This window comes from Demequina sediminicola (genome assembly GCF_000975055.1).
Classification (GTDB): domain Bacteria; phylum Actinomycetota; class Actinomycetes; order Actinomycetales; family Demequinaceae; genus Demequina; species Demequina sediminicola.
This window is the reverse complement of record NZ_BBRB01000001.1, coordinates 718162-736353: the sequence shown is the minus strand read 5'-3', so window position 1 is coordinate 736353 and position 18192 is coordinate 718162. Positions and strand designations below refer to the sequence as shown.

Genomic DNA, 18192 nt, shown 5'->3' with positions numbered 1-18192 from the left:
AAATGGAGCCATTTGGCGTGGAAGCGGGAGGTTAGAGCTCACCCTTGCGCTGCAACCAGGTCATGGCGCCCCAACCAATCGGGATGCGCAACCAGTAGGTGATGAAGCGGTAGATCAGCACCACGGGGGTGGCAACGGAGATAGGGACTCCAGCGGACGTCAGACCACCAATCAAGGCTGCCTCTACTGCACCCAGACCACCGGGCGTCGGCACGACGGCGCCTACGGCGTTGGATAGGAAGTACACGACTGCCACATCCATGAGCGCCAGTTCCTGGCCGAAAGCCTCAAGGGTGCAGTAGAACGCACCCACGTAGGCGATCGTCTGCAGGAGGTTTCCGGCCAGACCCATCGCCAGGCGCCATGGCTGACCCAGGATCTGCACGAGGCGCGGCCACGTCTGACGTAGGGGCGGCATGACCTTCGCGAGGACCCAGCGGCGCACCTTTGGCACCAGCATGAACGCCACGATGACGCCACCCACCACCGCGAGCCCGATCAGCACGGACGTTGACGGCAACGAAGCCAGCGTTCCCTCGGAACCTGTGAACAGGGTGAGCAACAGCAAGCCACCGACAGTCACCACCACTGCGGACACCTGGACCAATGCGACCGTCGCAACCGCGAGCGGAGCAGGGACCTTCCGCTTGGTAAGGAGGCGCAGGTTCAATGCAGCGGGGCCGATGCCGGCAGGGACCGCGATCGCCACGTAGGCGGCCGCGACTTGCGCCATGATGACTCGCCAGGGCGGTAGTGACACGGGGGAGAACGCCAGCAAGGCCAAACCTGCACCCACAAACGTGAGCATGCCCCACAGCAGGGCCCCGCCGATCCACCACCAGTTGGCCGTCTGCAGCGCATCGATGATCTGCTGGGTGTTGAAACCAGTGATGATGATGGTGACGGCGATGATGAGCGCCACGAACGTAAAGATGGTGCGCCATCCGAAGCGCACGATGTTTTGGTCTTCGACCTCCGCGTCGGGGACTTGCGCGACGATGTTGGTGCGCAGGTCCTGCAACAGCGACTTGTGGCTACTGAGTGCGTGGCGGGTGTCGCGGGGGAGCACGATCGTTTGCATCAATGGCGCGACTTGCTCGACGACGTCGTCGCCAAGTGCCCGGAACGCCGAGTCCGCCGCACGTTCCGCTCCGACAACGAGACCCAGTGCCGCCAGGAGTTGAACGTTGTCGAGCCGCCGGGACAGCGTGGACGATGCCACCTCGCCCAGGTCCCACGAGGTGATCCACACGGATGGCTCGAGGACGCCGTCTGCTTCACCAATAAGAATGGTGTCACCGCTGAGTTTGCGATGCGAGATTCCTGCCTTGTGAGCGTGATCGAGCTGTTCCCATGTCGCATCGAGGGTGGCGTCGGAGATTTCGTCGCCGCTCATTTCGGAGAGCGGCCGCACGGCAAGCGGACGCTGGTACACGATCAGCATGGTGTCGCGCGCCTGGCTCATTCCGAGGACACGGGCGGTGCGGACGCCAGCGGTACGAGCGGCGTGGGACACGAGTGCGGTGGACTCGGCTGTTTGGCGGAGGCTGACGTCGGCGCGGGCGTTGATGCCTCGGAAGCGCACAGTTTGCCAGAGTTTGGTGACGAATCCCGCTGCTTGCTGGTCGCCGTCGAGTGCGAGCACCACCAGTTTGTGGCCCTCAACGGTGGTGACGTCGTAGACACGACCTGCACGGGTGCGCCCGAGTGCCGCAGAGACGGAGTCCGCTTCTTCAGGTTCGTAGTCGTCGTGAACGTCGGCACGGATGATGCGCTTCGGTTCGAACCCGGCGCGGCGGATTCCATCGGCAAGGGCACCGCCGTAAGCGCGGTCTGCCGATGAGCCGAGGAGGTAGCGCAACAGCAGTCCGCAAGCGCGTCCGATGAGGATCACGGTCAGTGCTGCCGGGAGCGTGACGATGCCGGAGATGATGCCGACTGCGGCCGAGATCCACAGCATCGGCCATGACCACGACAGCACTGCGCGAGTCGTGCGCAATCCTGCGGCTGTGAGCATTGCGCCGACGGCCGCAAGGTAGGCCGGGAGCTGGACAACGAGCTCGCCCTCGGGGCCCTTGATGGAGAGACTCTCAATGAGTTCCTCTGAGCCCCAGCGGGTGGTGGTGTACGCCGCGATGACGGTCACGATGAACGCCAACACCCCGGCTGCGAGGACTTCAAGGATGCGTCGCGGTTCACGGCGAATGGCAAGGTCCGTGATGACGGCCGCGGGAACCACCAGTGTGACGATGCCGGAGAAGATGTTGACGGGAGCGACGAGGAGGCGCTGGAGGACACTGGCGATGCCGCGAACGTCCTCGGTGAACCCGGCGGTGGTGGCACTCCCGTAGGCACCGAACAACAGGGCAAGGATGATGCCCAGAACTGTGGCGATGCCGGCCAACAAGTCAGTGACGCGATGGACCCGTTGTTCGGGCGCGTCAAAGACCGTCACCCCCTGCAGTGGATCGACTTCCTCCGGCTGCGCAGGCGACTCCTGCGTCTCTCCGGAGGTGGCCATGGGCCTGAGTCTAGAAGTATTTCGGCGCTGTTACGCGATTCCGAGCTCGGTGAGCCACTCCTGCGGCACGACCTCGGGTCCGATGAAGGACACGGCGTCGAGTGTCCAGTGCGCAATGATCAGCGGCGCTAGCCGGCCGGTGCGGTGGAACCACCATGCAAATACCAGGCCCATGACGACGTTGCCGAGCGCCATCGGCCACCCTTGGTACAGGTGGTAGGCGCCTCGCAGGAGGGCCGATGCGATGATCGCCGCAGGGACGCCCCAACCGAGGTCCTTCAGTCGGGTGAGGAGGTAACCCACCACGATGGTCTCTTCGAGCACGCCGGCCACCGCTGCGGAGATCAGCAGGATGGTGGCCGCCCACCAGGCATCGGGAAGGCCCGAGGTGTCGATGCGCACGGTTTGCCCGAGCGCGCGCCCCACTGCGTAGAGCGCCAGTCCCGGAAGGCCGATGCACGCTGCAAGGCCGATGCCGATGCCCACGTCTCGCCACCACGCGCGGGCCGGGCCGGTGAGTCCGAGGAGGGGACGCAGTTGCCGGCCGCCCGTCGAGAGAAGAAAGAGGGCCAAGGCCACCGGCATCAGGAGGTAGGCCTGGTACACGAGCTGCTGGAGCATGTCGATGATGTCGATGTCCGAACGCGACTGGTTCAGGGTGGTGGCTTGTTCACCGATGGACGGTTCCGCGAGGTAGCGCTCAATCAGCCGCAGCGCCGCAGTGATCGCGTAGTAACCAAGCGATAGCCCGAGCACGATGAACACTTCGGCTCGAAGGCGGCGTCTGCTGGGGAGTGCAGGGGCGCTCGCTGCTGTGCCGTCCGTGACATGTGGTGTCTCGCTCACCCCGCCACTGTATCCGCGCAAAAATTGTTCCCCAACGATTCGTGGGTGCTGGTGCGTCCTATGAGCGACAATGCACACCACACGAAAGGGGGCACCGCGATGGCGACATGGGAGCCAGTGCTGGAAACGCTGATGCGGGAACGCTCCGCAGGCCTGTTGGCGTATGCCCGGCTTCTCACGAAGGACGATGTGGAAGCGCAGGATGTTCTTCAGGACGCCTTGGTGAAGTGCTTCTCCAAGGGCCGCGCCTTCACGCATGTCAATACGGCTGAGGCGTATGTGCGGCGCGCTATTCCGACAGTGTTTATTGATGGGATTCGGCGTCGCGATGCGGCACGTAGGGCCCACGACAGGCATGAGCGCCTTCAGGGGACGGCTTCCGACGGACCGGACCGCGAGGCAGTGATGGACGTCCGCGCTGCCTTGCACACACTTTCACCACGGGAGCGCGCCTGCATCGTGCTGCGCTTTTATGACGACCTCACGGTGCCGGCGATTGCGAACACCTTGAACCTCGCACCCGGAACCGTCAAGCGATACCTCGCCGATGCATCGGCCAGGCTCGCGGAACAACTCGATACGGTCGCCGACTGGCAGGCCGACGCACGGACCGTGCCGGTGAAGGCGCCGGCTACGAAGGGAGCTTTCTGATGACTGATTTGCACTCACTCTTGAACGATGCCGCACAGCCACAGGGTGGGGGTGGCGACTTCGCGGACACCCATCACGGCACGGTGAGGTCGCGCATTCGGCGACGCCGGACGGTCCGCGCCGCGGGCATCGGGTCCGCTGCCGCGGTCTCCGTTGGGGCTGTCGCGCTCGGGGTAGCGAACCTTGGCCCTGGACACACGGAAGAAGCGCAGCCGGCCTCGGGCGGCACCCCAGCGACGTCGCTGACAGCCGATGCCTCGATAGACACCCAGAGCCCGGCACCGTTGAACGACTCCACGATGGGTGACACCCAGTGGTACTCCGCACAAGACGCTGCCACCGGAGAGATCCTGTCCTCACTCGTGCCAGGGGATGAGCCGAACACTGCGATCCTGACGGTGGCGGACGGCTCACAGTTCCTGTTGAAGGCGAACGATGCCGGCACCTATGTCTTCGAAGACCAGATTGATGGCGAGACGGTGTGGGCGGAAGTAACGCCCGACGACCTTCCGGGGAAACCAAGCAACGTGCAGGTGGGGTACGGCGGTCACAAGCCCGAGAACCCGGCCTCCGAACGGACCCCCCTGGAGTAGTGCATCGCCTGTGTCCTGGCGCTGCCGGGTGACGCCATCTCACCCCAGTGGAGCCGATGCGCGGGTCGTGACCTGCGCATCGGCTCTATTGTCTTCTTATGTCCCTTCGCGTGGTGTCCATCCGTCGCTATCCCGTCAAAGCTATGGGCGGCGAGTCCCTCGAGTCCGTCGACATTGACGGCCGCGGTCTGGTCGGCGACCGAGCCTGGGCGGTGCGCGACGAGGAGTCGAGGCTGGCTTGCGGCAAGAACGGCAAGCGCTTTGTCCGTCACGACCGAGTCTTTGAATACGCCGCACGGACCACCGCAGAAGGCGTCGAGATTTCGGGGCCAGCCGGCACGTGGATTGCTGGAGACACGAGCGCCGATGCCGCGCTCGCGGCGGACTTCGACGCATCGGTGCGCGTGGCCGCCGAGAACGACGTGAAGCACTTCGACGACAGTCCCATCTCGCTGATCGGCACCGCGACGCTCGAGTGGTGTGCGCGTGAACTCGGCATTGATGCGGACCCTCGCCGCCTCCGCGTGAACCTTGTGGTCGAGACCGAGCGCCCGTTCGAGGAAGAGGAGTGGGACGGTCACATACGCATCGGGTCGGCAGAGCTAGCGACGGTGAAGCGTGTCACGCGGTGCCGCACTATTGATCTGGCCCAGGACGGCGTGGATGGGCAGACCTCCTGGTTGAAGGCCCTGGGCGCGACCCGCGACCTGAAGGCAGCGGTCTACCTGAGCGTGGTGACTCCAGGCGTGATCGCGGTGGGCGACGCCGTCGAGTCGTGAGGTGACTTCCTGGCAATGTCTCCTGGTGGTGTCTCAGTGCCCGCAACCGCTCGGTATGAGCACTGAGCGACCGCCAGGGCGCAGGTGGAGCGGTTGTGTAGCTGCTAGACCTTGAGGTAGCGCTCCACCAGCTGCTCTGCGAGCCCCACATAGGTGCCAGGCGTCAGGTTGGCCAGACGGTCCTTGGTGTCCTCTGGGAGTTCCAGGTCGCCGACGAACGCACGGATCGCGTCCTGATCAATGACCTGCCCGCGGGTGAGGTCCTTGAGACGCTCGTAAGGGTTCTCCATGCCAGGCACGCCAGCAATTGCAGCGGCGCGCATCGCGGACTGGATGGGCTCTGCCAGGACCTCCCACGAACTGTCGAGGTCCGCGTCCAGTGCGGCGGCGTTGACGCTGAGGGTGCTCAGGCCGCGACGGACGTTGTCGATGGCGAGCATCGAGTGACCAAAGGCGGCACCGATGTTGCGCTGCGAACTGGAGTCTGTGAGGTCGCGCTGGAGGCGGCTCGTGACGAGCGTGGAGCCCAGCGTGTCGAACAGGGCCGCGGAGATCTCGAGGTTTGCCTCGGCGTTCTCAAAGCGGATGGGGTTGATCTTGTGTGGCATTGCGGAAGACCCAATCGAGCCCTTGGCCGCGGCCTGAGCAAAGTAGCCCAGCGAAATGTAAGTCCACACGTCGGTGGCGAGGTTGTGCAGGATGCGACCAAAGCGTGCCACGTCGGCGTACAGCTCGGCCTGCCAGTCGTGGCTTTCAATCTGCGTCGTCAGAGGGTTCCAGGTCAGACCCAAGCCCTCGACGAACGTGCGCGACACCTCGACCCAGTCGGTGCCAGGAACGGCGGCGGTGTGCGCGCCGTACGTGCCCGTTGCGCCGTTGATCTTGCCCAAGTATTCCTGCTGGCGGACCCGGTTCAGCTGACGGTTGAGGCGGTGAGCGAGAACGCCCAGTTCCTTGCCGAGCGTGGTGGGGGTGGCCGTCTGTCCGTGGGTGCGGGACAGCATCGGCTGTCCGGCCGATGCCTCGGCCAGGGTCGCGATGTCACTCACCAGGGAGGTGGCTGCGGGGAGCCATGCCTGTTCCACTGCGCCCTTGACCATGAGTGCGTAGGACAGGTTGTTGATGTCTTCTGACGTGCACGCGAAGTGCACGAGCTCGCTGAGCGCCTCCAAGGAGGTGCCTTCGATGCGGCGCTTGATGTAGTACTCGACGGCCTTGACGTCGTGGACGGTGACCTTCTCGATTTCCGCGTGCTCGGCGATGCCGGCGGCGTCGAACGTGGCGGGGATGTCACGCAGGAGCGCGGTTTCCTCTGCGGTCAGAGCACGGGTCCCGGGGACGGCCTGCGTTTCACACAGGTGGATGAACCATTCCACCTCAACAAAGAGGCGGGCGCGGTTGAGCGCGGGCTCCGAGAGGTGATCGATCAGCGGTGCTGCTGCTGCGCGGTAGCGGCCATCAAGCGGGGTGATCGCGATAGCGGGCTGAACGTCGGCGAGAGAGGCGTATGCGGCGGGGTTCCAAGAGGTCACGGCCCTCATTCTGTCATGCACAGGCGTGGCGCCCTAGACGCGATATCCACAGATGTCAGCCGGTACGTGTGGCTACAGAGGTGCCGTCTCTACCGTGATCGCCATGACGCTCGCATCAGACCCTGGCTCTGCGCTCCCACCACCCGCTCCACCCGCCCCGCTCTACTTGCCTCATTACGACCTCACCCAAGCAGTCGAAGCAGTCGCTGCGGCACGCGCTGCGCTCACGAGCGCGGCCACAGTCGAGTGGGTCTCGGTTGCCGCGGACGCCTACCGTGCAGTCCTTGACTCACACGATTACGACCTCACAACACTGGAAGCCCGGGTACTTGAGGCACAAGACGCGTGCACTGCCGCAGCCACCGTGGCAGGAAGGTACGGACAATGACGCAATGCGACGGTGACACTCCGATCATGGTGCGCGGAGGCGCGGCCGGAACCCAGGCCGTCACGGAGGACCTGACGACCGCCAGCGCGGTGCTCGATGCCGTAGCCGGACACGTCGACGACTGCCACCGCTACTTGGAGCAGGCGTTCCAACAGATCGAAGAACAACAACACAAAGCCGAGCCAGAAGTATTGCCGTGGCTTCAGCGTGCAAACCGGTACCTCGCCAGTGCGCGCTGGGGCGGCGGCTTCGCTTCCTTCTTGGTGTCCGACATCACGGCAACTGCGCGCGACCAGAGTGCGGTCGCACGGCACTATGACGACGCAGAACGTCAGGTCGAGGCGCAGATGGGGGCGCTGGGCGCCTTTGGTCCGCTCCGCAGAGCCCAGCGGGCCGCCGGCGATGTCTGGGGCCTGCACGTATGGGCGTCACGTGCCTGGGGATCCCTGCAGTGGACCTTCACGCCGCCGGGACTCATCGGTGTCGTCACGGGCAAAGATCCCATAGGTGACAAGATCAGACCGGAGCGAGGCCCCGCCTTGACCGGCATTGTCAATCAGCAGATGGTGGGTGGGCTCCTGGGGACGCTCGACCGGTCTCAAGACAGGCACACCCAACGCGCGCACATGTCGACCTTTCAGGCACTGGCGACCGCCGGCGGCGTGGTGATGCATGCGTTGGAGAGGGCGGCAAGCGAGCCGCGCGTGGCTGGCGTGGTGGCCACGCCCGCACAATCTCCAGTGAACGCATCGGAGACCGTGGGCGATGTGGTTGAGCGCCTTGGCGACACGGCACATGAGGCTCACGGCGGCATCACAATCGACACTGTCACTGCGCCTGATGGGAGTGAGGCATACATCGTCAATATCCCGGGCACCAGCGACAACACGCTCTCCGACCTCAATCCCGCTGACTGGGCGAACAACTTCGCTGGCGCAGCAGGTGACATCAACACCCCGGTCGAGTCAGTGACGGACTACGCGGCAGTGGCGATCGCAGCAATGAGAGAGCACGGCATTCCGGCCGATGCTCCCGTGATGCTCGTGGGGCATTCTCAAGGCAGTCATGCCGCCTACTCCATTGCCGCATTCGAAGGAGTGCGAAGCGAGTTTCACATCACGCACGTAGTCGGAGTTGCGGGCCCCACCGGAGACATCCCCCGGGTGCCAGGGATTCAATACATCGAGATCACCGACGAGTCCGACCCAATACCGGGCACAGATGGGGACGCATCTCGTCCGGCCGCCAACGAGACTGTGGTGCGCACGGACGTTCGCTCATCGTCCGATCCGCACCTCGCGGCGCGCGCAGAGAATCCCCTTGGTGCGCATTCGCTGGAAACGTATGAGCAGGCTGCGCGAGAAGTGGACGCGCTGCAGGCGCCGTCCGTCGAGGCGTTTGTGGCGAGCGCTAGCGCCTTCACCGATGGAACGGTATCCAGCACTTTGTATATGCCGGAAGCCGCAGCGCCCTCAGTTCAGGACGGAGGTGGCGTGCCGGGCGCTACGACTTCGAGCCCGTGAGCCCGTTGACGATGCCCGATGTGATCGCGATCACCAAAGCCGCACCCAAAGTGACCCAGAACCCGCCGAGCTCGAGGGTGATGTCGGGGACAAAGGTGGTGAGCCACGCCGCCAGCCACAGAATGAACCAATTGATGACGAGGGTAAAGAGGCCCAGCGTCAGAATCGTGATGGGTAGCGCCAGTACGGAGATGACGGGCTTGATCACCTGGTTCATGAGCTGCAGCAGTGCACCCACAGCCAGGAACACCAGGGCGCGGGTCCACCATTCACTCTCGCCACCCACCACAGCAACATCGAGGGGAAGCAGCGTAGTGACCCACACAGCGAGGCCCATGGCAACAGCTCTCAGCACAAACTTCATGACGGAGAGTCTTCCACACCTGTCATATTGGTATCTATGACTCTTCCCGTGCCGCGTCCGGCGGTCGCAGAACTTCCCGCCTATGTCCCTGGCGCTCGCGGCGCAGCAGACAGCCTGCCGCCCATCAAGTTGTCCTCCAACGAGGTGCCCTTTGGGCCATTGCCGAGTGTGGTGTCTGCGATGTCGGCCGCCGCGGAAGGTATCAACCGCTACCCAGACATGTTCGCCGTCGAACTCCATGAGCGCCTTGCAGAACGCCTCTCCGTGGCACCAGACCAGGTCTCAGTTGGCGGGGGATCCGTTGCTGTCCTTCAGCATCTCTTGCAGGCCTACACCGGTCCTGGTGACGAAGTGGTGTTCGCCTGGCGCAGCTTCGAGGCGTACCCCATCCTCGTCCCCATCGCAGGAGCGCACGCAGTTCCCGTGCCGTTGACAGCCGATGCCCGCCACGACCTGGACGCGATGGCGGCCGCTGTGACGGACCAGACAAAAGTCGTGATTGTGTGTTCGCCCAACAACCCCACCGGGCCATCCATCCGCCACGACGAGTTCGAGGACTTCATGGCACAAGTCCCTCGTCGGGTGCTGGTGGTGCTCGACGAGGCCTATGTGGAGTTCGGGCGAGACCCCGAGACAGTCAACGGCCTTGCCGCACTCGACCGCCACCCGAACCTCGTGCTGACCCGCACGTTCTCGAAGGCCTACGGCCTTGCTGGAGCGCGCGTCGGCTTTGCCGTCGGATCCGCGCAACTTATCCGTCCAGTGCGCGCGTGCGTGACACCGTTCTCCGTATCCTCCCTGGCACAAGCAGCAGCACTTGCCTCGCTCGATGCGGACGACGAACTGATGGAGCGCGTCGAAGCCGTTGTCACTGAGCGGCCACGCCTGCGGAACGCCCTGCGCGAATTGGGGTGGGATATCCCCGTCACCGAAGGAAACTTTGTGTGGCTCCCGGCCGGCGAACGCGCCGTCCCCATCGCTCAAGCGTTGGCAGGGCGCGAGCCGGCACTCTTGGTGCGGCCTTTCGTGTCCGAGGGCATCCGGGTCACCATCGGCACACCCGAACAGAACGATGCCTTGGTCCGCGCGCTCTCGGAACTCGCCTGATGACGTTGCGCGCGCACGACACTTATGATGGTGCCGTGTTGATTGCCACTGGTATCTTGTACGGGTTTGAGTGCGTACGCGAGCAAGTCGCCCTGACACTCGTTGCTCAAGGAGAACTGTGACCGATACTGATCTTGCGCGTCTAGCACGCGAATCCGGCTTGGAGCGCGTTGGCGCGCGTCCCCCGCTTGGCGAATACCTCGTCTCTGTGTGGAAGCGCCGGGCATTCATCTACACGATGGCGCGTTACCGCGTGCAAGCCTCCGTGGAAGAGAACCGCCTGGGCCTTGGATGGATTGTCCTCAAGCCCATCCTCAACGCACTGTTGTACGGATTCATCTTTGGCGTCATCATGCCGAGCGACACTCGGCCAGACAACTTCATCGCCTTCTTGGTGGCAGGTGTCTTCGTCTTTGAGTACTTCTCCAAGGCATTCGGCATGGGGTCGCGAGCGATCGTGGGTGATGCAGCGCTCGTGCGCTCGCTGAACTTCCCGCGCATGCTTCTGCCGGTGTCGCTCATCACGCGCCACGTCATGGAAATGGTTCCGATGATGGTGGTGCTGGGCGTCATCCTGGTGATTGTCGGCGAGCCCATCACATGGTGGTGGCTCATGTCGATCCCCGTGTTGGCCGTGATGACGATGTTCAACCTGGGCGTCGCCCTGGTCGTGGCTCGGCTCACAGTGCACTTGCGTGACGTGAGCCAGATCATCCCGCTGATCACACGCCTGTTCTTCTACGCCTCGGGCATCTTCTACTCGCTTGAGCTCGTGATCGATGACCCCAAGCTACTGAAACTTGCACAGCTCAACCCCGTCCACGACTTCATCGCGCTGATTCGTGGCTACATGGTCTCGGGCAACCCTGTCACTGGGTTCATGTGGTGGGTTGCCATTATTTCTGCCGTCGTCATGCTCACGTTTGGCGTGTGGTTCTTCTGGAAGGCGGAGGAGCGTTATGGCCACGACTAATGACGTCGATTTGGGTGCACCCGCGGTCATCGCGGACAACGTCCACATTCACTACAAGACATTTGCTTCAGGTAAGGCGGCAGGAAATAGCCGCAATATCCTGCGTCGTCAGCGCGGCGTTCGTGTAGTGCGAGCCGTCCGCGGTGTGTCCTTCGTGGTGCGCGAGGGCGAGAGCATCGGCGTGATCGGACACAACGGCTCAGGCAAGTCCACGCTGATGCGTGCGATTGCTGGCCTGCAGGCTCCGGCACAGGGAACCGTGTACGCGTCCTCGCGTCCCGCGCTTCTCGGTGTCAACGCTGCGCTGTTGGCAGAGCTGTCCGGTGAGAAGAACGTGATTTTGGGCTCGCTGGCATTGGGTCACTCCATTGCCGAGGCCCAGGAGTCTTATAAGGACATCGTTGAGTTCTCCGGTCTGGGCGAGTTCATTGATATGCCGATGAAGACCTACTCGTCCGGAATGTCGGCGCGCCTCCGGTTCTCGATTGCCGTGTCGCGAGACCACCGCATCCTGCTGGTTGATGAAGCGCTCGCGGTGGGTGACCGTGACTTCAAGCGTAAGAGCGAGAAGCGCATCCGTGACCTGCGAGAGCGTGCCGGAACGGTGTTCCTGGTGAGCCACTCGATGAGTTCGATCCGTGAAACATGCAACCGCGTGCTCTGGATTGACCACGGTGAACTCAAGATGGATGGCGATCCCGACGAGGTCATCGACGCGTACCAGGCTCACCACTAGCCAGTACGGGTTTACAACCTACGGTGCCGTAGCCTACGCTTGCGTAAGTTACGTTTCTCGGGCAAACCTGCCCTGACCGAGAAGGAGCACGCGTGAGCGCATCGGGCCCACTATCGACCGACGGCCTGGTCCAGGTGCTTACCCACACTGGTGAGCCCGTTGACCATCCGACCTTTTCCGCTTATGCGGCACACCTGAGCGCCCAAGAGCTGCGCGAAATGTGGCGCGACATGACCATCGTGCGTGCGTTCGACCTCGAGGCAACAAGCCTGCAGCGCCAGGGTGAGCTGGGCCTGTGGGTGCAGTCATGGGGGCAGGAGGGCGCACAGATCGGCTCCGGCCGTGCGCTCAACGGCAACGACTACGTGTTCCCGTCCTACCGCGAACACGGGGTGGCACACACCCGCGGCGTTGACCTTGTCGAGATCCTCCGCATCTTCCGCGGTCTCCAGCACGGTGCGTGGGACCCCCGCGAGCACAACTTCCACCTGTACACCCTGGTGATTGGCGCCCACGCGCTGCACGCCACCGGCTACGCAATGGGCATGAGCCGCGACGGCATGGTCGGCAACGGCGATCCCGAGCGTGACGGGGCAACCGTGGCGTACTTCGGGGACGGCGCCACGTCGCAGGGCGACATCTCTGAGGCCCTCACGTTTGCGTCGGTGTACAACGCCCCAGTGGTGTTCTTCTGCCAGAACAACCAGTACGCCATCTCCGAGTCAGTCATCCGCCAGACCCGCGTGCCCATCGCGGAACGCGGCAAGGGCGCCGGAATGCCGAGTGTCCGCGTCGACGGCAATGACGTCATTGCCTGCTACGCCGTGACCCAGTGGGCTCTGGACCATGCGCGTTCGGGCAAGGGCCCGGTGTTCGTTGAAGCGCTCACGTACCGCATGGGTGCACACACCACGTCCGACGACCCCAGCCGCTACCGCGACTCGGCGGAGGAAGCCTTCTGGGCGGAACGCGATCCGATCGCCCGGTTGGACGCTTACTTGACGGCACGAGGCGAACTCTCCGACGAGTACCGCGGTGAGGTTGCTGCGGAGGCCGAGGAGCTGGGCAAGCGCACGCGCGAGACAGTGAAGTCGTGGACCCGCTCCGACGTCATGGACATGTTCAACGATGTGTACGCCCTGCCCCACAGTGGCGTCGAGGCGGAACGCGCCTGGTTTGAGCGCTACCAACGCTCCTTTGACGTCGAGGGAGGCAACTGAGATGGCCACAATGACGATGGCCGGTGCCATTAACGCTGGCATGCGCGCGGCGATGGAGCGCGACCCCAAGGTCACCTTGATGGGTGAAGACATTGGCAAGCTCGGTGGCGTTTTCCGTGTCACCGACGGACTGCACAAAGACTTTGGCGATGATCGAGTCATGGATAGCCCGTTGGCTGAATCCGGAATTGTCGGAACTGCCATCGGTATGGCGATGCGCGGTTACAGCCCGGTCATCGAGATCCAGTTTGATGGCTTCATTTTCCCGGCGTACAACCAGATCACCACGCAGTTGGCCAAGATGCACTACCGGTCGCGCGGAATGATCAACCTTCCCGTGGTGATTCGTGTGCCCTTCGCCGGTGGCATTGGTGCGGTGGAGCATCACTCCGAGAGCCCTGAGTCGCTTTTCGCGCACACTGCCGGCTTGCGTGCCGTGTCGCCCGCGAGCCCGCAGGACGCTTTCGACCTCATTCAGCAGGCCATCGCATGCCCTGATCCAGTCATGTTCTTTGAGCCCAAGGCTCGCTATTGGGACAAGGGCGAGGTCGATGTGGAGCGCGTGCCCGCGCAGTTGGCAAGTGACGGGGGAGTCGCTGCCGCCACTGCGGAGATGGGCCGTGCTCGGGTCGCTCGCCAGGGCAAGGACGTCACGCTCATTGCCTACGGTCCGACGATGCGTCTCGCATTGCAGGCCGCAGAGGTTGCGTCCAAGGAAGGCAAGTCGGTCGAAGTCATTGACCTGCGCTCCATCTCGCCCATGGACTCCGACACCGTTGTGAAGTCGGTCAAGCGGACCGGCCGCGCGGTCATCGTTCATGAGGCTCCGACCAACTTTGGTTCAGGTGCGGAACTGTCGTCACGCATCACTGAGCAGGCCTTCTTCCACCTTCATGCGCCTGTGCTCAGAGTCGGAGGGTTCTCCACCCCCTACCCTGGAGCCAAGTTCGAGCACGACTACCTGCCCGATGTTGACCGCGTTCTAGACGCCGTTGACCGAGTGACGCGCCACTGAGGAGCACCGGATGCCTACATTTGAGCAGTTCAACCTTCCTGATGCGGGCGAGGGTCTGACGGAAGCGGACATTGTCGCGTGGCACATTGCGGTGGGGGACACCATTACGGTGAACCAACCTATCGTTGAGATCGAGACCGCGAAGTCGCTCGTAGAACTCCCCAGCCCGTTCACGGGTGTGGTCACCAAGCTCATCGTTGAGGTGGGCGACACGGTCGAGGTCGGTGCACCGATTCTGGAAGTCGACGTCGACCCCGAGGGTGAAGGTGCGCCTGCAGACGGCTCCGCTCAGTCGGATTCGTCGGCTACCTCCGCCCCCTCCGCTCCGTCCGCCCCATCAACTGCATCCGCCCCATCAACTGCATCCGCCGCATCGGCCGCATCGGCCGGGTCTGCAGAGTCGCCGGTGTCTGCGCCGTCAGCACCTGAACCCGCGGCCCCGGCACCGGTTTCGGAGACGACGAGCGAAGGCTCGGGCGCAGTGCTCGTGGGCTACGGCGTGAAGGCTGGAAGCGCGACGCGTCGTCCACGTAAGGCCGATGCCCTTGACCCGGTGGGAGGGGAGCAGGACGCGCACCAGTACCCCGTGTTGGCCAAGCCTCCGGTGCGAAAGCTCGCCAAGGAGTTGGGTGTGGACCTCACCACGATTACCCCGTCTGGCCCTGGGGGCCTCGTCACGCGTGAAGACGTCGAGCAGCGCGTGAAGTCCACCGCGGCGCAGACCCTCGCGACCTATGCTGGCGACGACCAGCCGTGGCTCGAAGCCGGCACCACAGCATCGGACGGTCGCTCCACGCGTGTCCCGGTGAAGTCGGTCCGCAAGCGCACAGCGGAGGCCATGGTGCAGAGCGCGTTTAGCGCTCCCCACGTCACCGAGTTCCTCACCGTAGACGTCACAGAGACCATGAACTTGGTGCGCCGCCTCAAGGAGGACCGCGACTTCCAGGACGTCCGTGTCACTCCACTGCTGATTGTCGCCAAGGCCCTTCTGTTGTCGATCCGACGCCACCCGGAGGCCAACGCTTCGTGGGATGACGCGGCGCAGGAGATCATCTACAAGCACTACGTGAACCTAGGCATTGCTGCATCGACGCCTCGCGGACTGGTGGTGCCGAACATCAAGGACGCTCACCGCCTGTCCCTGCACGACCTGGCCTCAGAGTTGATGGACTTGACCGCAGCCGCACGCGCGGGACGGACCACTCCCGCAGCGATGTCAGACGGCACCATCACGATCACCAACGTGGGTGCCCTGGGCATCGACACCGGTACGCCCATCCTCAACCCCGGCGAGGCCGCGATCTTGGCCTTTGGCTCGATCCGTCAGCAGCCGTGGGTCCACGAGGGCGAGATCCAGATCCGATGGGTCACGCAACTCGCACTCAGCTTCGACCACCGCCTTGTGGACGGCGAACTCGGCGCCCGCGTGCTTGCTGACGTGGGCCGTGTCATGAACGACCCATCCCAGGGACTTGTTTGGGCATGACCGAGGTGCCGGCCCCGACCTCCATCACATCGAAGGTTGCGGTCCTTGCTTCGTCACAACTCATTGCCGGGACCGGTGTCGCAGCCGGAGTGTCCGTGGGCGGACTGCTCGCTGAGGACATCGCTGGCACTGCCGCATTCTCAGGGCTGCCCCAGACCGGTATGGTGCTCGGTTCCGCATTGGCGGCCGTGCCACTCGCGAGGCTGGCAGGGCGGGCCGGTCGACGGCGGGCCCTCAGCCTTGGCTATGCGATTGCCTCGATCGGAGCGGGACTCGCCCTCGCATCGGCGCTGACGCGAAGTCTGCCGCTCCTTGTCGTGGCGAGCCTCGTTGTCGGGGCGGGCATGGCCGCGGGTTTGCAGGCACGCTTCGCGGCGACCGATGGCGTGCCCGATGCGCGCCGTGGCCTCGTGCTGTCGGTCGTGGTGTGGGCGTCGTCGATCGGCGCGATCCTAGGCCCCAACCTCCTCGAACCAGGTTCACGCTTGGGCGAAAGCCTGGCGGGAGCACCCTTGGGTGGCCCATGGCTCTTCGCGATCATCGCGTTGGCGCTCGCGACCGTGGTGATCGCGGTCGGATTGCGGACCCCGGTGCCAGCCACTGTTCCGCCCAAACGCAAGATCCGTGACACCGTTCGCGTGGTGTGGGCAAACCCGGCTGGGCGATTGAGTCTGGTGGGAATGGCGTCAGGCCATGCGGTGATGGTCGGTGTGATGGTCATGACATCCGTCCATTTGCATGGACATGGATCGTCGCTCACCTTTGTGGGCATTGTCATCAGCGCGCACGTGGCGGGGATGTACATACTGGCGCCCTTGTTCGGTTGGCTCAGCGACAGGTGGGGTGCCCGTGCAGTCGTGGCATTGGGCGTGGTGGGCCTGGTGATCGCGTGCGGATTCACGGCATCGTCTGGATGGGTGACGCGCAGTGGTGGGTCGCACCACACCGCTGAGATGTTGGCGACGGTGGGACTAGTGCTGTTGGGCCTGGGTTGGTCGGCTGTGACCGTGGCGTGCGCCACGATGATCGCTGTGGTGTCGCATCACGCCGATGCTGCCCCCACTGACATTCAAGGAGTCGCAGACCTGGTGATGGGACTGGCTGGGGCAACGGCCGGTTTGCTGTCAGGCGTGGTGCTGGCTAATGCCGGCTATGTGGGGCTTTCCCTCGCGGGAATCGTGGTGCTCATTCCGTTGATCTGGGTGCTGGTGCGCTACGCACGTGAGGTGGCGACCGCCGCAGAGTAAACGCGGTCTATTCGGCCCACGTCACCGTGAGCGGTTGGCCCAAGAACTCGCCGTAGCGAGCGAACTGGCGCTCTACTTCGTCACGCTCAGTGGTGCTCAGCGCAAAGGAACCCTCGGCATCGGCGGCCAACTCGTGAGGCGCGAATGGCTCGATCGCCACGGATACGCCGGAGGCCTGCTCCGTACGCTTCCACGTTCCGATGACTGATCCCTCGCGCACGAGTGTTGACCGAAACACGCCATTCTTGCCAGGGACGACGCGGGCGAAGCCCTGCTCGGTGACAAATCCCGAGCGATCGCCGTAGCCAAGCATGTACTCGTCGAAGCCCGGCGGAATCGTCCACACCGAAGCCTCGATGGGGTCAGCGTCGAGCGTGTGAGCCGCCACGACCATCGGCCCGTCCTCAGTGTCGATGCTGCGTAACTCAATGCTGTGCAATTCGACACTGCGCTCGTCGGCTCTCGCCCCTCCGGAGCTCGCAGCCTCAATACCCGCCCGGCATTCGCGCATACCCAACCCCGTCCAGCGAGAGAAGTCCTTGACGGTCGCGGGACCGTGGCTGCGAAAATACCGCCCAGCGATAGTCGCCAACGCCGTATCGCGGTCAAACTCCACCTGCTCGGGCGCCCACTCACCGAGGAGTGCGAACGCTTGCTCGCCATCAACATCGGCCGCAATGCATGTGACGCCCGACTGCGCTGCGAACCACAGCAAATGGTAGGCGCGCTGCGACGACGTGGGCACGCCAGCCTCCGAGAGTGCCTCGACACATTGGGTGCGCGTGAGGCGTCTGCCCGCGAGAGCCTCTCGCAATACGGCGAGTGCCCGTTCAGCATCCTCGTCTGTGAGCCCCAGATATGCACGACGCTTGGGTGCACCCGCGAGCGGCTTGGCTCCCATCAAGTCGAGCATCCACCGTGCATCACGCGATGGGACGAGATGAATGGTCCCGCGCATCGGCCACGTGCGAAGTGCCTCGCCACGCTCCAACGCGGCCCGGACGTCGGCAACGCCCCGAGGCTGCCCAGGGGCCAGACGCATCCCTAGCGACCACAGGCCGCTCGCGAGATCTTGAGCCTGCATTGCGCCGAACCATGTCACCACCTCGTCGACGGACGACATGCGCGGCGAGTCCAGCCCCAACGCATGCATGCGGAGCGCCCGAACCTGCTCACGAGTCATCATGCGTTCACGCTAATGGTTGCCTGTG

The 18192-nt window shown here is 64.0% G+C and carries 17 protein-coding genes; 12 read left to right on the top strand and 5 right to left on the bottom strand.

Annotated elements, in window-relative coordinates; all coding sequences use genetic code 11:
* Positions 1-31: 31 nt before the first annotated feature.
* Complete coding sequence (locus tag AOP79_RS03475; RefSeq protein ID WP_062070443.1) at positions 32-2521, bottom strand: lysylphosphatidylglycerol synthase transmembrane domain-containing protein; 2490 nt, start codon at positions 2519-2521, stop codon at positions 32-34.
* Between the two features lie 30 nt (positions 2522-2551).
* Positions 2552-3367: a CPBP family intramembrane glutamic endopeptidase gene (locus tag AOP79_RS03470; RefSeq protein ID WP_062070441.1), complete on the bottom strand. Its 816-nt coding sequence runs from the start codon at positions 3365-3367 to the stop codon at positions 2552-2554.
* 60 nt (positions 3368-3427) lie between these two features.
* Between AOP79_RS03470 and AOP79_RS03465 the strand changes: the two genes are divergently transcribed.
* From AOP79_RS03465 to AOP79_RS03455, 3 genes are all read left to right on the top strand, one after another.
* Complete coding sequence (locus tag AOP79_RS03465) at positions 3428-4018, top strand: RNA polymerase sigma factor (RefSeq protein ID WP_062070440.1); 591 nt, start codon at positions 3428-3430, stop codon at positions 4016-4018.
* Positions 4018-4611 carry a hypothetical protein gene (locus tag AOP79_RS03460; RefSeq protein WP_062070438.1) on the top strand — a complete coding sequence of 198 codons (594 nt, stop codon included), beginning with the start codon at positions 4018-4020 and terminating at the stop codon, positions 4609-4611. Before AOP79_RS03465 ends, AOP79_RS03460 begins: the two co-directional genes overlap by 1 nt.
* A gap of 98 nt (positions 4612-4709) precedes the next feature.
* Positions 4710-5390, top strand: a complete 681-nt coding sequence (locus AOP79_RS03455; protein WP_082093314.1) for an MOSC domain-containing protein — start codon at positions 4710-4712, stop codon at positions 5388-5390.
* 104 nt (positions 5391-5494) lie between these two features.
* On the opposite strand, the gene purB is transcribed toward AOP79_RS03455, so the two are convergent.
* Positions 5495-6922, bottom strand: coding sequence for an adenylosuccinate lyase (gene purB, locus AOP79_RS03450; RefSeq protein ID WP_439644668.1), 1428 nt, complete (start codon positions 6920-6922; stop codon positions 5495-5497).
* A gap of 103 nt (positions 6923-7025) precedes the next feature.
* On the opposite strand from purB, the gene AOP79_RS03445 reads away from it, so the two are divergent.
* Together AOP79_RS03445 and AOP79_RS03440 are read left to right on the top strand one after the other, a co-directional pair.
* Positions 7026-7310: a hypothetical protein gene (locus tag AOP79_RS03445; RefSeq protein WP_152647981.1), complete on the top strand. Its 285-nt coding sequence runs from the start codon at positions 7026-7028 to the stop codon at positions 7308-7310.
* Positions 7307-8833 carry a hypothetical protein gene (locus AOP79_RS03440; RefSeq protein WP_062070429.1) on the top strand — a complete coding sequence of 509 codons (1527 nt, stop codon included), beginning with the start codon at positions 7307-7309 and terminating at the stop codon, positions 8831-8833. The genes AOP79_RS03445 and AOP79_RS03440 overlap by 4 nt, the downstream gene beginning before the upstream one ends.
* Here AOP79_RS03440 and AOP79_RS03435 read toward each other — a convergent pair.
* Positions 8814-9197, bottom strand: a complete 384-nt coding sequence (locus AOP79_RS03435; RefSeq protein WP_062070427.1) for a phage holin family protein — start codon at positions 9195-9197, stop codon at positions 8814-8816. The genes AOP79_RS03440 and AOP79_RS03435 overlap by 20 nt on opposite strands.
* A 36-nt stretch (positions 9198-9233) precedes the next feature.
* Here AOP79_RS03435 and hisC point away from each other — a divergent pair, with 36 nt between their 5' ends.
* The 7 genes from hisC to AOP79_RS03400 all read left to right on the top strand — a co-directional run bounded on the left by hisC (position 9234) and on the right by AOP79_RS03400 (position 16981).
* Complete coding sequence (gene hisC / locus AOP79_RS03430) at positions 9234-10304, top strand: histidinol-phosphate transaminase (protein WP_062070424.1); 1071 nt, start codon at positions 9234-9236, stop codon at positions 10302-10304.
* Positions 10305-10422: 118 nt separating this feature from the next.
* Positions 10423-11277, top strand: coding sequence for an ABC transporter permease (locus AOP79_RS03425; protein WP_062070422.1), 855 nt, complete (start codon positions 10423-10425; stop codon positions 11275-11277).
* Positions 11264-12013 (top strand): ABC transporter ATP-binding protein, encoded by a 750-nt coding sequence (locus AOP79_RS03420; protein ID WP_062070420.1) that lies wholly within the window; start codon positions 11264-11266, stop codon positions 12011-12013. Before AOP79_RS03425 ends, AOP79_RS03420 begins: the two co-directional genes overlap by 14 nt.
* A 92-nt stretch (positions 12014-12105) precedes the next feature.
* Entirely contained in the window at positions 12106-13233 is a 1128-nt protein-coding gene (pdhA, locus tag AOP79_RS03415; protein WP_062070418.1) for a pyruvate dehydrogenase (acetyl-transferring) E1 component subunit alpha, read from the top strand.
* Position 13234: 1 nt separating this feature from the next.
* A complete protein-coding gene (locus AOP79_RS03410) occupies positions 13235-14248 on the top strand; it encodes an alpha-ketoacid dehydrogenase subunit beta (RefSeq protein ID WP_062070416.1) in 1014 nt (337 codons plus the stop codon).
* A 10-nt stretch (positions 14249-14258) separates the two neighbouring features.
* The gene (locus AOP79_RS03405) at positions 14259-15734 is read left to right on the top strand and encodes a dihydrolipoamide acetyltransferase family protein (protein WP_062070414.1); all 1476 of its coding nucleotides are present in this window, start codon (positions 14259-14261) and stop codon (positions 15732-15734) included.
* Positions 15731-16981, top strand: coding sequence for an MFS transporter (locus AOP79_RS03400; protein ID WP_062070412.1), 1251 nt, complete (start codon positions 15731-15733; stop codon positions 16979-16981). Before AOP79_RS03405 ends, AOP79_RS03400 begins: the two co-directional genes overlap by 4 nt.
* A gap of 7 nt (positions 16982-16988) precedes the next feature.
* Here the strand turns inward: AOP79_RS03400 and AOP79_RS03395 are convergent, their stop codons facing one another.
* Positions 16989-18167, bottom strand: coding sequence for a winged helix DNA-binding domain-containing protein (locus AOP79_RS03395; protein WP_152647980.1), 1179 nt, complete (start codon positions 18165-18167; stop codon positions 16989-16991).
* Between the last annotated feature and the right edge of the window lie 25 nt (positions 18168-18192).

Excerpts from the sequence above, each read along its gene's own strand:
- AOP79_RS03475 (WP_062070443.1), bottom strand. The coding sequence starts at position 2,521 with ATGGCCACCTCCGGAGAGACGCAGGAGTCGCCTGCGCAGCCGGAGGAA.
- AOP79_RS03465 (WP_062070440.1), top strand. The coding sequence starts at position 3,428 with ATGAGCGACAATGCACACCACACGAAAGGGGGCACCGCGATGGCGACA.
- AOP79_RS03460 (WP_062070438.1), top strand. The coding sequence starts at position 4,018 with ATGACTGATTTGCACTCACTCTTGAACGATGCCGCACAGCCACAGGGT.
- AOP79_RS03455 (WP_082093314.1), top strand. The coding sequence starts at position 4,710 with ATGTCCCTTCGCGTGGTGTCCATCCGTCGCTATCCCGTCAAAGCTATG.
- AOP79_RS03445 (WP_152647981.1), top strand. The coding sequence starts at position 7,026 with ATGACGCTCGCATCAGACCCTGGCTCTGCGCTCCCACCACCCGCTCCA.
- AOP79_RS03440 (WP_062070429.1), top strand. The coding sequence starts at position 7,307 with ATGACGCAATGCGACGGTGACACTCCGATCATGGTGCGCGGAGGCGCG.
- AOP79_RS03435 (WP_062070427.1), bottom strand. The coding sequence starts at position 9,197 with ATGAAGTTTGTGCTGAGAGCTGTTGCCATGGGCCTCGCTGTGTGGGTC.
- hisC (WP_062070424.1), top strand. The coding sequence starts at position 9,234 with ATGACTCTTCCCGTGCCGCGTCCGGCGGTCGCAGAACTTCCCGCCTAT.
- AOP79_RS03420 (WP_062070420.1), top strand. The coding sequence starts at position 11,264 with ATGGCCACGACTAATGACGTCGATTTGGGTGCACCCGCGGTCATCGCG.
- AOP79_RS03410 (WP_062070416.1), top strand. The coding sequence starts at position 13,235 with ATGGCCACAATGACGATGGCCGGTGCCATTAACGCTGGCATGCGCGCG.
- AOP79_RS03405 (WP_062070414.1), top strand. The coding sequence starts at position 14,259 with ATGCCTACATTTGAGCAGTTCAACCTTCCTGATGCGGGCGAGGGTCTG.
- AOP79_RS03400 (WP_062070412.1), top strand. The coding sequence starts at position 15,731 with ATGACCGAGGTGCCGGCCCCGACCTCCATCACATCGAAGGTTGCGGTC.
- AOP79_RS03395 (WP_152647980.1), bottom strand. The coding sequence starts at position 18,167 with ATGATGACTCGTGAGCAGGTTCGGGCGCTCCGCATGCATGCGTTGGGG.